The 11,848-nt window shown below is 70.4% G+C and carries 13 protein-coding genes; 4 read left to right on the plus strand and 9 right to left on the minus strand.

The features are described from left to right. Positions 1–145: 145 nt before the first annotated feature. Entirely contained in the window at positions 146–1,258 is a 1,113-nt protein-coding gene (locus ACH4TV_RS09410) for an SDR family oxidoreductase (RefSeq protein WP_398395934.1), read from the minus strand. Positions 1,259–1,446: 188 nt separating this feature from the next. Between ACH4TV_RS09410 and ACH4TV_RS09415 the strand changes: the two genes are divergently transcribed. Both ACH4TV_RS09415 and ACH4TV_RS09420 read left to right on the plus strand, forming a co-directional pair. Next, positions 1,447–2,862 carry a zinc-dependent metalloprotease gene (locus ACH4TV_RS09415; RefSeq protein ID WP_398395936.1) on the plus strand — a complete coding sequence of 472 codons (1,416 nt, stop codon included), beginning with the start codon at positions 1,447–1,449 and terminating at the stop codon, positions 2,860–2,862. Next, on the plus strand, positions 2,859–3,380 hold the full coding sequence (locus ACH4TV_RS09420) for an NUDIX hydrolase (protein WP_398395938.1): 522 nt from the start codon (positions 2,859–2,861) through the stop codon (positions 3,378–3,380). Before ACH4TV_RS09415 ends, ACH4TV_RS09420 begins: the two co-directional genes overlap by 4 nt. A gap of 97 nt (positions 3,381–3,477) precedes the next feature. Here ACH4TV_RS09420 and ACH4TV_RS09425 read toward each other — a convergent pair whose 3' ends face one another. The 4 genes from ACH4TV_RS09425 to ACH4TV_RS09440 form a co-directional block, all read right to left on the minus strand. Next, on the minus strand, positions 3,478–4,233 hold the full coding sequence (locus ACH4TV_RS09425) for an AIM24 family protein (protein ID WP_398395939.1): 756 nt from the start codon (positions 4,231–4,233) through the stop codon (positions 3,478–3,480). Positions 4,234–4,250: 17 nt separating this feature from the next. Further along, positions 4,251–4,931: an AIM24 family protein gene (locus tag ACH4TV_RS09430; RefSeq protein ID WP_398395940.1), complete on the minus strand. Its 681-nt coding sequence runs from the start codon at positions 4,929–4,931 to the stop codon at positions 4,251–4,253. Between the two features lie 11 nt (positions 4,932–4,942). Beyond that, on the minus strand, positions 4,943–6,613 hold the full coding sequence (locus tag ACH4TV_RS09435) for a TerD family protein (protein WP_398395941.1): 1,671 nt from the start codon (positions 6,611–6,613) through the stop codon (positions 4,943–4,945). Between the two features lie 132 nt (positions 6,614–6,745). Next, on the minus strand, positions 6,746–7,348 hold the full coding sequence (locus ACH4TV_RS09440) for a M48 family metallopeptidase (RefSeq protein ID WP_398395942.1): 603 nt from the start codon (positions 7,346–7,348) through the stop codon (positions 6,746–6,748). Between the two features lie 329 nt (positions 7,349–7,677). Between ACH4TV_RS09440 and ACH4TV_RS09445 the strand changes: the two genes are divergently transcribed. Further along, positions 7,678–8,889, plus strand: a complete 1,212-nt coding sequence (locus tag ACH4TV_RS09445) for a TOMM precursor leader peptide-binding protein (protein ID WP_398396575.1) — start codon at positions 7,678–7,680, stop codon at positions 8,887–8,889. Beyond that, on the plus strand, positions 8,882–10,246 hold the full coding sequence (locus ACH4TV_RS09450; RefSeq protein WP_398395943.1) for an ABC1 kinase family protein: 1,365 nt from the start codon (positions 8,882–8,884) through the stop codon (positions 10,244–10,246). Before ACH4TV_RS09445 ends, ACH4TV_RS09450 begins: the two co-directional genes overlap by 8 nt. 6 nt (positions 10,247–10,252) lie before the next feature. Here ACH4TV_RS09450 and ACH4TV_RS09455 read toward each other — a convergent pair whose 3' ends face one another. From ACH4TV_RS09455 to ACH4TV_RS09470, 4 genes are all read right to left on the minus strand, one after another. Further along, positions 10,253–10,480 carry a hypothetical protein gene (locus ACH4TV_RS09455; protein ID WP_398395944.1) on the minus strand — a complete coding sequence of 76 codons (228 nt, stop codon included), beginning with the start codon at positions 10,478–10,480 and terminating at the stop codon, positions 10,253–10,255. A gap of 169 nt (positions 10,481–10,649) precedes the next feature. Next, positions 10,650–10,973, minus strand: coding sequence for a hypothetical protein (locus ACH4TV_RS09460; protein ID WP_398395945.1), 324 nt, complete (start codon positions 10,971–10,973; stop codon positions 10,650–10,652). Next, positions 10,970–11,338: a WhiB family transcriptional regulator gene (locus tag ACH4TV_RS09465; RefSeq protein ID WP_020119791.1), complete on the minus strand. Its 369-nt coding sequence runs from the start codon at positions 11,336–11,338 to the stop codon at positions 10,970–10,972. Before ACH4TV_RS09465 ends, ACH4TV_RS09460 begins: the two co-directional genes overlap by 4 nt. Before the next feature lie 174 nt (positions 11,339–11,512). Beyond that, entirely contained in the window at positions 11,513–11,836 is a 324-nt protein-coding gene (locus ACH4TV_RS09470) for a hypothetical protein (protein WP_398395947.1), read from the minus strand. Positions 11,837–11,848 lie beyond the last annotated feature (12 nt).

Raw genomic sequence — 11,848 nt, forward strand, 5'->3', positions numbered from 1 at the left:
GGGGCCCCCGGGGGGGGGGTGGGCGGGGGGGCGCGCCGGGGGGGGGGGGGGGGGGGGGGGCGGGGGGGGGGGGGGGGGGGGGGGGGGGGGGCCGCCCCCCCCCCCCCCCCCGCGGGGGCGAAACAAACCCACCCCACCCCCGCCCTCAGATCCGCCGCCGAGCCTTCCGCGCCCGCCGCACCAACGCAGCCGTACCCAACAACGCCACCGTCGCCCCCGCGGCCCCCGCCGCTGTCGCGTCCTTGCGCCCAAGCCGCCGCCCCACCACGGTATGCCGCCCGGCGACCTCCTCCAGCAGCTCCGCGAGCACCTCCTCGTTGCTCCACTGAGGCCGCCACCCGGCATCGTGCAGCCGGCTCCCGCTCACCACCCAGGGATACATCGTGTACGCCAGATCCCCGGCCGGAGAGGGCGTGAGCCCGATCCGGTGCAGCCGGGCAGCCGCGCCCAGCGCGACAGCGGACGGCAGCTCCATGCGCCGGATCCCGCTGATCTCCTCGACCTGCTCCTGCTCCAGCCACCCGTCACACCCGACGGCCAGCTCCCCCTCGACCTTCTCCAGCACCGCGTACTCCAGCGCGCTGCACAGATCCTCGACGTGACAGAACTGCCACGCGGGCCGCGACCCGGCGACCACAAGCAGCCGTGGAGACTCAAAGTACCTGGTCAGAGCGGTGTCGGTGCCCCCGATCAACACCGCGGGGCGTACAACGGTGACATTCAGCCCGGGATGCGCCCGCGGTGCGCGCCGAGCGAGCCGCTCGATCTCCAGCAGATCCCCGACCCCGGTCGCCTCGGCGGTCGCCCGCAGCTCGGCGTCCTCCGCCAGCGGGAGTTCGTTGTCCGGCAGCGCCCCGTAGACCATCGCCGACGTGCACAGCACGACCCGATGGACCCCGGCCGCCGCGGCAGCCGTCAGCACGGTCTGCGTCCCGCGCACGTTGTACGCCGTTCGGGCGGCCCCGTCCGTCTCCAGGTCCAGATCGAGGGCCAGGTGCACCACGACGTCGGCACCACGCAGCTTCTCCGCGATGGCCGGATCGCGTACATCCAGGATGTGCCACTGCGCCGCCGCGCACTCGCCGCGCCGCTCGTCGATGGCGACGACCTGCTTGATCTCCTCGGACGCCGCGAGCCGCTCGGTGAGCAGCGCTCCGATGCCGGTCGCGGCGCCGGTGACCGCGACGACTGGCCCGCGTACGGCCGGGTTGGTTGAGTGGTTTCGCGCTGCGCGAACCTGCGGATCTGGGGAACTCACCGGCGTCTCCAGCGGTTGTCTTCAGTAAGGACGCGCGTGACGCGTACGTACCAGGTGACATCCATCCTGCCGCAGGCCAGGAGTCGGCGACGCACCGAGCCCCCAACCGGCCGAGGTGTCTAGGCTGGGTGGTGTTGTCGGGCAGCCGCCGTTGGAAGAACCGACGGCCTTACCAGCCGAGGAATCCCGTGAGTGACACCCCATTCGGATTCGGCCTTCCGCCGGAGGAGCCGGAGAACGGCGACGAGGGCAAGAAGGAGGACCAGCAGAGCGGTGGTGGTCAGGGACCGTTCGGTTTCGGACTGCCCGGCTTCGGTGGTCCAGGAGGCGACAATCCGCTCGCAGCCATGTTCGGTTCCATGAACCCCAACGACCTGGGCGCCGCGTTCCAGCAACTGGGCCAGATGCTCTCGTACGAGGGCGGTCCGGTGAACTGGGAGATGGCCAAGCAGATCGCCCGTCAGACGGTCTCCCAGGGGACTTCCGACGGCGTCAAGGACTCCAGCATCGGTCCCGCCGAGCGCACCGCGGTCGAGGAGGCCGTCCGGCTGGCGGACCTGTGGCTGGACGACGCGACGTCGCTGCCGTCCGGCGCGGGCTCCGCCGTGGCGTGGAGCCGCGCGGAGTGGGTCGAGGCGACCCTGCCCGCCTGGAAGGAGCTGGTCGATCCGGTCGCCGAGCGGGTCGGCGCGGCCATGGGTGATGTCCTGCCCGAGGAGATGCAGGCCATGGCGGGCCCGCTGATCGGCATGATGCGCTCCATGGGCGGCGCCATGTTCGGCACGCAGATCGGGCAGGCCGTGGGTGTGCTCGCGGGCGAGGTCGTCGGCTCGACGGACGTCGGCCTGCCGCTGGGCCCGACGGGCCGGGCCGCGTTGCTGCCGGCGAACATCGCGTCGTTCGGCAAGGACCTGAGTGTGCCGCAGGAGGAGGTGCGGCTGTATCTCGCCCTGCGCGAGGCCGCCCACCAGCGCCTGTTCGCCCATGTGCCGTGGCTGCGCTCGCATCTGTTCGGCGCGGTCGACGGCTACGCACGCGGGATCAAGGTCGACACGGCCAAGCTGGAGGACGTGGTCGGCCAGTTCGACCCGCAGAACCCGGAGCAGTTGCAGGACGCGCTCCAGCAGGGCATGTTCCAGCCGGAGGACACCCCGGAGCAAAAGGTCGCCCTGGCCCGGCTGGAGACGGCGCTGGCGCTCGTCGAGGGCTGGGTGGACGCGGTGGTGCACGCGGCGGCCAAGCCCCGTCTGACCTCTGCGGACGCGCTGCGCGAGACGCTGCGCCGCCGCCGTGCCACGGGTGGCCCGGCCGAGCAGACGTTCGCCACACTGATCGGCCTGGAGCTGCGCCCGCGCCGGCTGCGCGACGCTTCGCGCCTCTGGGCCTCGCTGACGGACGCACGCGGGGTCGACGGCCGGGACGGCCTGTGGGCCCACCCGGACATGCTGCCCACGGCCTCCGACCTGGACGACCCGGACGGCTTCGTGCACCGCGAGCAGCTGGACTTCTCCGAGCTCGACAAGATGCTCGGCGAGGCGGCGGAGAAGCCCAACCTCAAGAAGGACAGCACCGACGGCGAGGACAAGGGCGACGGCACCGAGTGAACCTGTACGACGACGCGGTCCTCGTACTGAAGGGCTACGAGGACCAGGAAGAGTTGCGCCAGTCCTACCTGGACCATCTCGGGGCTCACCCGGACGGCATGTGGAAGGCCTGCGAGGACGGGCACATCACGGCGAGCGCACTGGTGGTCGACCCGGAACATGGTCGGGTGCTCCTCACCCTCCACCGGAAGCTGCGGATGTGGCTCCAGATGGGCGGTCACTGCGAGCCGGAGGACTTCTCCGTGGCGGCGGCGGCCCTGCGCGAGGCCACGGAGGAGTCCGGCATCAGCGGGCTCAGCCTGCTGCCGGGCGGCCCGGTGCGCCTCGACCGGCACCCGATCCCGGCGCCCTGTCACTGGCACTTCGACGTCCAGTACGCGGTCGTGGCGCCGGCCGGTGCGACACAGGAGATCAGCGACGAGTCGCTCGACCTGCGCTGGTTCGCGTACGACGAGGTGGCGGACGTGGCCGACGAGTCGGTCCTGAGGCTGCTGGCAGCGACACGCGCGAGGTTGTGAGTCCCGGGCAAGTGCCGGATGCGCGTGTGTAGATGAGCATGTGTAAGGGGCGACCACCATTGGCGGTCGCCCCTTACACAACTTACGGTCCGGGCGGTCAGCCCCAGGCGTTGCCCTGGTTCTGCGCCCGCGCCCCCTGCTGGCCCATACCGAACTGGGCGGCGGCGCCCTGCCCGATCTGGGCGTTCTGCGGCGGCAGCAACTCGCTGGGCTGGACCAGCGCGTAGCCGCTGCCCATGAAGCTGAGCTCCCAGCCCTCACCGGTGTTGCCTCGGCGCCGCCACACTCCGGAGGTGTGCGTCTGGGCCTGCATCTGCACGCGCAGGCCGGTCGACCAGGCGACGATCGCGTCGGCGTCACAGTTGACGTACTTGTCCGGCGTCACCTGCATCATCAGCGGCGCGCCCGAGGTCATCAGAGCGACCCTGCCACGGCCGGTGATGTTGAGCTGGTACTTCCCGGAACCGGCGATGCCGTACAGGCTGTCCACTGCGATCACCTCGTGATGCAGCCCGGAGTCCATCGCCAGCACGTAACTGCTGTCGACCGTCAGACCGTCCTGCTCCACGTCCACCAGATGGATGTGCTGGGCGAGGTTGGCGAGATAGACCGTGCCCTGCCCGTGGCAGCGCATCAGGTCCAGTCCCTCACCCGTCTGCGCGCGCGAGCGGCCCTGGTTGTTGCTCTGGTACTCGGCGTCGAACTCCATCAGCCCCTGGTAGGCGACCATCGTGCCCTTGCGGGCGAGGATGTCGTCGTGGCCCTCCAGGGTGATCCGGAGCATCTGCTTGTTCTGCAGACTCCAGCGTTCCTGGGTCTGTGAGTCGTTGTGCACGAAAAGTGGGCTCTGCATGGCGTTCTGGTTCCCCCTCAGCCCCGGACCCGGAGCCGGTCGGTGCTGTCCTCGCTGGGCTGGACGACGACGAAGCCCTGGCCGGAGAAGGCCATCTGGTAGGCCTCGCCGCTGCCCCGGCCGATGAGTGACTGCGCCTTGAAGCTGCGCTTGCCCTTCACCTTGAGGTTCGGGGACCAGGCGACGAGCGCGTCCGGGTCTACGTACGTCTCGTCGTCGCCGCCACCGCAGTCGACGACGATCGGCTTGCCCCGGGAGGTCAGCGCGACCCAGCCCTGCCCGGAGATCTTCGTGTTCCACAGGCCCTGCCCGGCGAATTTCGCCAGCCCCTTGACCCGCTCGACGCCCCAGGTGAGGTGTGCGTCGAAGGCGAGCAGGTTGGTGGCGTTGACGGAGATGCCGTCGCCGTTGAGGTTGATCACGATCACGTTCGCGCCGTAGTCGGCGAGATAGAGCAGGCCGTCCCCTGAGCACTTCATCAGGGGCGCGCCCTCGCCGGTCATCCAGTCCTTGGCGATCTGGCGTACGGCCGGCGGGTTGGGCTCGTACTGGACGAAGCCTTCATAGGCGACCATCGACCCCACGCGCGCGAGGAGGTCGTTTCCGGTCTGCATGGCGACCTTCAGCATGTGGTTGCCGTGGTTCTCCATGCGGGCGGTGACGGGTGCGGGAGCGTAGCCCGCGAGTGGCTGGTTCATGACGGGCTCCCTCAGACCTCGTACGGCTGGACGACGATGAAGTTGCCGGGCGCGCCTCGGAACTGGAGGTTGACGCTCTCTCCGGTGTCGCCGGGGTAGGCGTTGCGACGCATCCGTACCTGGCTGGAGACGACCACCTGGGAGGCGGCGGACCAGGCGACCACGGCGTTGCAGTCGGCGAACGTGGTGGGTGTGACCGGCAGGACGACGGGGACACCATGCGTCTTCACGACGATGGTGCCGGTGCCCGTGAACTGCATCGTGAACAGAGCGCCACCAGGGATGCCGTGTCCCTCGACCCGGCGGACCTCGTACTGGAGGCTCTCGTCGAACGCGAGGACGTTCTCCGCGGACACGCAGATGCCGTCGCCCTGGAGCTCGATGGGGTGCAGCATCGTGGAGTTGTCGGCGAAGAACACCTGGCCCTGGCCGGTACAGCGCATCAGCTGCATCTCCTGGCCGGTCGCGTTACCCGCGATCCGGCCGGCGAATCCGGCGCCCTTGTAGCTGAAGTCGACCTTGCCCTGGTAGAGCACCATGCTGCCCTGCCGGGCCAGCACCGGCTGGCTGCCGGTGCCCAGGTCGACGCGGACCAGCTTCTTGTTCTGCTGCGTCCAACGCTGCCCGGTCGGCGTCTCCTTGAACTGCTGGAGCGCGGCCGTGACGCCGGCGCCCTGTCCGCCACCCTGCGGTACGCCCTGGGGCACGCCGTAGGGGGCCTGCTGGCCGGGGACCTGCCCGAACGGGGGCTGCTGACCGTAGCCCGGGGGCGCAGTCGGCTGCCCGTGGCCGGGAGGACCGACCGGTGCCTGGGGCTGGCCGTAGCCGGGGGGCAGCGACCCCGTCTGGCCGGGTGCCTGGCCGTACGCGGGCTGCGGGGGCCCCGGCTGTCCGTAGGGCGCGGGCGCCGGCGCCGGGGGCGGCACCTGGGCGCCGCCGGGCGGTGTCAGGGGCGCGACGATGGTGGGGGCGGCGTGCACCGCCGGCGCGGGCGCCGAGGCCGGGGGCGCGGCGGCTCCCGGAGGGGGCGGCGCGAAGCCCTGGGCCGCGGGCTGCGGAGCGGCCGGGGCCGGCGCCGGAGCACCGAAGGCGGGCGGCGCGAAGCCGGGAGCGGCACCGGTCTGCGGCTGCTGCGGAGCGGGCGTCTCCTCCTCCTCGGCGACCTCCCCGCCGAAGTTCTTCAGCAGCGCGTCCAGGCCACCGTCGAAACCCTGTCCGACCGCGGCGAACCGCCACACGTCCTTCAGGTAGAAGTCGCCCAGCATCACGGCCCGCTCGGTGGAGAACTCCGAGCCGTTGAAGGAGTAGCGTGCCACCTCCTCGCCACCGGCGACGATGCGGACGTATCCAGGGGCGATCTGCGACAGCTGCCCGGCGCCGTCGAGCGTAGCGGTGAACGAAAGTTTCTGGATCTGCGGCGGAATCCGGTCGAGCGTGACGCGGAAGGACTCCGTGTCGCCCGCCTGAGCGCCCAGGATCTGGATGGACTCCTCGGGTGACTTCGGCTGGTTGAAGAAGACGAAATACCGGTCGTCCGAGAGCCGCTCGTCGGCGTCGAGGCCGAAGCAGCTGATGTCGAAGCTCAGCCCCGGTCCGGAGATCTGTACACCTACGTACAGATCTGTGCCTGCGGTGAGATCACTGATCCTGGCCTTGTGGCCGCGTTGGAATTCCCTGGCCATACGTAACGACCGTCCCCCATCCCGAATGCCGAATGCGTCGGGTCAGGCTAACGGCTATTTCCGGACGTGAGCCGAAGCCGGTACAAACCCGGTACACAACGGCCCACCGCCCGCGCACCTACCGCGCGAAGATCAGTCCCCGCGCGCGGGAGGCAGCTGCGGCAGCCGGTCGGCGGCGACCACGCCTTCGAGGTAGCCACGAGCCCGCTCGGTCCGCGGGTAGGCCTCCAGGAGCCGCCAGAACCGGGGACCATGACCGGGCACCAGCAGATGCGCCAGCTCATGGACGAGGACGTAGTCGACGACGTACTCGGGCATGCCCTGCAGCCGGTGCGACAGGCGGATGCTGCCCTCGGCCGGCGTGCACGAGCCCCAACGCGTGTTCTGGTTGGTGACCCAGCGCACCGAGGCAGGCCGGGCGCGGCCGGCGAAGTACTGGGCCGACAGTTGCTCGGCGCGCTCGGCCAGCTCGCTGTCGCCGGGCACCCGTTTGTGTTTGCTTTCCTGGGCGGCCAGTTTGTCGAGCATGACAGTCACCCAGCGCTGTTCCTCGGCCTCGGACATCCGGGCGGGGATGAGCACGACGGTGCGATCGCCCTCGCGGTAGGCGGAGACCGTCCGGCGTCGCCGGGCGCTCCTGCGAACCTCGATCGCGCTCGCCCCCGAGCCGCTCGGCGGCTGGCTCGTCGTGCTGCGCTGTGGGTTTCCGGCGCGGTGCAAGGGGTCGGCGGGCACGGCACGACGTTACCCGCTGCACACGGGGGAAGTCTTGACTCCGGGACGGTTCGGCGCCGATCCCCCACCATGCGCTCAATTTGTACGACGAACACCCACCGCCTGTGGACAACTTTCGACGACCTTCGAGCAAACCGGGCATGCTGGCACTCGTCGGCGGAACGAGCACTGAAATCCACCGACAAACAGGGACTTTCAACGGGGACTTTCTCTGGCTACGGGGGCCTGCCATGCGATCAACCACCACACCTGCGCCCGCGTCGGACGCGTCTGTCACGCTGTCGACCACGGCCCACTCGGACAAGACCCGCCCGCGTGTCACCCATCCGATGACGAAGCCCGCGCTGCGGCGTGGCTGGCGGGATCTGAACACGGTGCAGTTCGGGATGACACCCGCGCACGCGATGACACTCGGCCCGATGGACACGGCGACGGGCAGCTTCCTGAACCTGCTCGACGGCACCCGCGGACGGGCGCGGCTCCACGAGGAAGGGCACCGGATGGACCTGCCGGCCGATCATGTCGACGGACTCGTGGAGCGGCTGAGCGAGGCCGGCCTCCTCGACGACGCGACGGGCGGCGGCCCGGCCGTCGACACCCTGCGCGGCAAGAAGAAGGTTCTGGACCGGCTGGGTCCCGACCTCGCCTCCCTCTCCCTGGTCGCACCGGCGCCGGGCGAGGCGATGGCACGGCTGGCCGCTCGCCGGTCGCTGCGTGTGCAGGTCCGGGGCGCGGGCCGGGTCGGCGCAGTGGTGGCCTCGCTGCTGGCGGGGGCGGGCGTGGGCCACGTCGACGTACGCGACGGCGGCGTGGTCGAGCCGTGGGACGTCGCACCAGGTGGCCTGCCCGCCGATTCCGTCGGCGAACGCCGGGACGAGTCCGCCCGGCGCGCTGCCCGACGGGCAGCCCCGGACCGCCCACCACGGCATACGGCCGCTCAGCCGCCGCCCGACGAGAACAACCCCGGTTTCTCCCTGGTGATCCTCGCCCCACGCGACGACCTCGCCGTCCACGCACCCGACCCGGCCGCCGCCGAATCTCTCGTGAGCTCGGGCACACCGCATCTGTACGCGGGCGTCGTGGAAGGAACCGGCATCGTGGGCCCCCTGGTCCTGCCCGGCGAGACGGCCTGCGCCGGCTGTCTGGACCGGTGCCGCATCGACCGGGATCCGACCTGGCCGCGCCTGGTCGCGCAGTGGCGTTCCGCACGGCCACGCCAGGTCAGGGCATGCGACCTGGCCCTGGCGACGACAGTCGCGGGCCTGACCGCCAGCCACGCACTCGCCTTCCTGGACGGGAGGATCCCGTCCACCGCAGGCGCCCGCTGGGAGGTCTCCGTCCCCGGGCTCGACTGGCACGCCCGCCCGGTCTGGGCACACCCCGCATGCCCCTGCGGCACCGAGGAGAAGAGTAAGAAGGGGGAGCACCCCTCGGAGGACGGGGAGCCACACGAGACAATGGCCGAGCAACGGCCGTCATCGGAGTTACGCCGTAAGGCACACGCGGCGCGGCTGTCCGGAACTTGGAGGGCGCATGTCTGATCTTCCCCGGAAGGCGGTCACCCGAACCGCCAAGCTCGCCGCGCTCCCGCTCGGCTTCGCCGGGCGGGCGACGTGGGGGCTCGGCAAACGGATCGTCGGCGAATCGGCGGACATCGTCGGCCGCGAGCTGCAACAGCGCACGGCGGAACAGCTGTTCAAGGTGCTCGGTGAGCTCAAGGGCGGCGCGATGAAATTCGGGCAGGCCCTGTCCGTCTTCGAGTCGGCCCTGCCCGAGGAGGTCGCGGGTCCCTACCGCGCCGCACTGACGAAGCTCCAGGAAGCGGCCCCGCCGATGCCGACCCGCACGGTGCACTCCGTACTGGAGAAACGGCTCGGCGCGGACTGGCAGGAACTGTTCCTGGAGTTCGAGGAGAAGCCGTCCGCCGCGGCCTCGATCGGCCAGGTGCACCGGGGAGTGTGGCACGACGGACGCGAGGTCGCGGTCAAGGTGCAGTATCCGGGCGCCGGCGAGGCGCTGCTCTCCGACCTGACCCAACTGAGCCGCTTCGCCCGCCTGTTGGGTCCCCTCATCCCCGGGATGGACATCAAGCCGCTCATCACCGAACTCCGGGACCGTGTCTCCGAGGAGCTCGACTACGGCCTGGAGGCGCAGGCCCAGCAGGCCCACTCGGAGGAGTTCACGGACGACCCGGACGTGTTGGTACCGGCCGTTGTCCATCACTGCGAGCAGGTCCTGGTGTCGGAATGGATCGACGGAATACCCCTGTCGGAGGTGATCACCGACGGCACCCAGGAACAGCGCGACCGCGCCGGCCAACTACTGACCCGCTTCCTCTTCTCGGGCCCTGCCCGCACCGGCCTCCTGCACGCCGACCCGCATCCCGGAAACTTCCGCCTGCTGCCGGGCGGCCCGGCCGACGAGGACGACTGGCGCCTGGGCGTCCTGGACTTCGGCACCGTCGACCGTCTGCCGGGCGGCCTTCCCGCCACGATCGGCGAGTCTCTGCGCCTGACGCTGGACGGCCAGGCCGAGGCGGTCTACGAGACGCTCCGCGCGGAAGGCTTCGTCAAGGACTCGATAGACCTGGACCCCGACGCGGTCCTCGACTATCTCCTGCCGATCATCGAACCGGCCCAGGCGGACGAGTTCACCTTCACCCGCGGCTGGATGCGCAGCCAGGCGGCCCGCATAGCCGACCCGCGTTCCCCCGCACACCAACTGGGCAAGCGCCTCAACCTGCCCCCGTCGTACCTCCTGATACACCGGGTGACCTTGAGCACCATCGGTGTCCTGTGCCAGCTGGGAGCGACGGTCCGCATGCGCGCGGAACTGGAGGAGTGGCTACCGGGATTCCTGCCTGAGGCCGAGGAGGAGCCGTCGGCTGCTGAGGCATGAGCCGGTTCACCACCAAGCCGGGTCCAACCGAGCCTCGATCGCCCTGAGGTTCTCCCGGGCGCACGTGTCGCAGAAGTAGTGACGCGTTCCGTTCTCCATCGAGCAGGTCCAGGTCAGCGGTGGAGTGTCGGCGCGGGCGCCGCAGCGGGTGCACACGATGGGGCGGAGCTCCGCCGAGGAGCCGCTGTCGCCGCTGCCAAGGGGAACGTCGCTGCCACCGGGAGGACTGGTCACGCGGCGACGATATCGCCGTGACCGGCGGTTGGCCGGGCACAACGCACCGCGGGGGCCGGTCCGTTCGGACGGACCGGCCCTCGCGGGAAGGTCTTGCCTCCCGAGGTCGGGAGGCCACCGCTTCCGGTGTGGTGGGGTACTGCTGTTACTACTGAGGCTGCCGTGGTCGTTACTGCATGACCGCCATGGCGAGCGCGCGGCGGGCGCGCAGCGAGGCGCGCTCGGCGCGGCGCTGGAGCCGACGGGCCGTCACCACGCGGTGCGCCCGGCGTTCCTGCTCGGCCTCCTGGAGGCGGTCGTGCATATGCGCACGAGCCAGGGCTTCTGGGATGAGTTGCATCTCTCGGGTCCTGTTCTGGCGCGAGTCGTTCGCACCGGTGGTGGTGAAGTCCGGGGTCGCGGAGCCGACGGGCTCGCTGGTGGTCGGCGTCATCGGGGCCTGCTTCTTGGGGTCGTGCGTGAAGGGGCGGTCGATCGTTCCTGTGATGTTCATGCCGTGACCGGGTTCTTGCGCGGACGGCCACGGGGCCGCTTGCGGGCCACGACAACACCCTGGACGAACAGTTCGCCGCCCCAGACGCCCCAGGGCTCACGCCGCTCCTTGGCGCCGGCGAGGCAGGCCTCCATCAGCGGGCAGGTGCGGCACAGGGACTTGGCGTACTCGACGTCGGCCGGCGACTCGGCGAAGAAGACCTCCGGGTCGTAGGAACGGCAGGGGACGGGTACGCCGAGGTTCTCGATGGCGTCGTCGAGCGCGGTGAGCGCAGTGAGCGGGATCAAGGTGGAGTCCTCCGTGAGGCCGGGCGGGGGGATCGTTTCGGAAGGCGGTACGGACGGGGCGTGCGCTTCGAGTTGCACGGTTCGTCTTCCTCGTCTGGTCGTTCCGGCCCTGTTGGGCCGGGTTGCGGCTGGTACCGGCGGGTTTTCTCTTGTCCCGAGGCCCCTTCACTCCGTCGTCCCCGTTCGGGGAAAACAGAAGGGCCGCGGATCCCGGATGGGGTTCCGCGGCCCTGAAGGCGCCGGCCTGATAGATCAGGCTGGATCACTCCAGGGTTCTGGCCCACGGAAGGCCCACATCGTGTGGTGCTGCGTCGTCTGCTTGAGGGATCCGGCACCGGCCGCGAAGGCATAGGCCGGGGCCTTTGCCTCTACTGCTCCTGCTTCCAGTGCCTTACTCGGTCGCTCATTGCGCTCGCGGACAGGGAGACCTGCGAGAGACACGGTGGACGCCGGCCGGACGGCAGGAATGCCGGACAGACCGGTGCCCAGGTTCGAGACGCCGAGCATGCACAGGGAGACGGCCGAGAGATCGGTCATTTTGACCGTGCTGACAGAGCTGGTGTAGATGCTGATCACTGGACTCGCCTC

It is taken from the genome of Streptomyces sp. NPDC020898 (assembly GCF_044333925.1).
Lineage (GTDB): Bacteria > Actinomycetota > Actinomycetes > Streptomycetales > Streptomycetaceae > Streptomyces.

What these genes read in the sequence shown, in the direction of transcription:
- ACH4TV_RS09425 (WP_398395939.1), bottom strand. Translation starts at nt 4,233, where the DNA reads ATGCAGAGCCCACTTTTCGTGCACAACGACTCACAGACCCAGGAACGC.
- ACH4TV_RS09430 (WP_398395940.1), bottom strand. Translation starts at nt 4,931, where the DNA reads ATGAACCAGCCACTCGCGGGCTACGCTCCCGCACCCGTCACCGCCCGC.
- ACH4TV_RS09435 (WP_398395941.1), bottom strand. Translation starts at nt 6,613, where the DNA reads ATGGCCAGGGAATTCCAACGCGGCCACAAGGCCAGGATCAGTGATCTC.
- ACH4TV_RS09445 (WP_398396575.1), top strand. Translation starts at nt 7,678, where the DNA reads ATGACGAAGCCCGCGCTGCGGCGTGGCTGGCGGGATCTGAACACGGTG.
- ACH4TV_RS09450 (WP_398395943.1), top strand. Translation starts at nt 8,882, where the DNA reads ATGTCTGATCTTCCCCGGAAGGCGGTCACCCGAACCGCCAAGCTCGCC.
- ACH4TV_RS09460 (WP_398395945.1), bottom strand. Translation starts at nt 10,973, where the DNA reads ATGAACATCACAGGAACGATCGACCGCCCCTTCACGCACGACCCCAAG.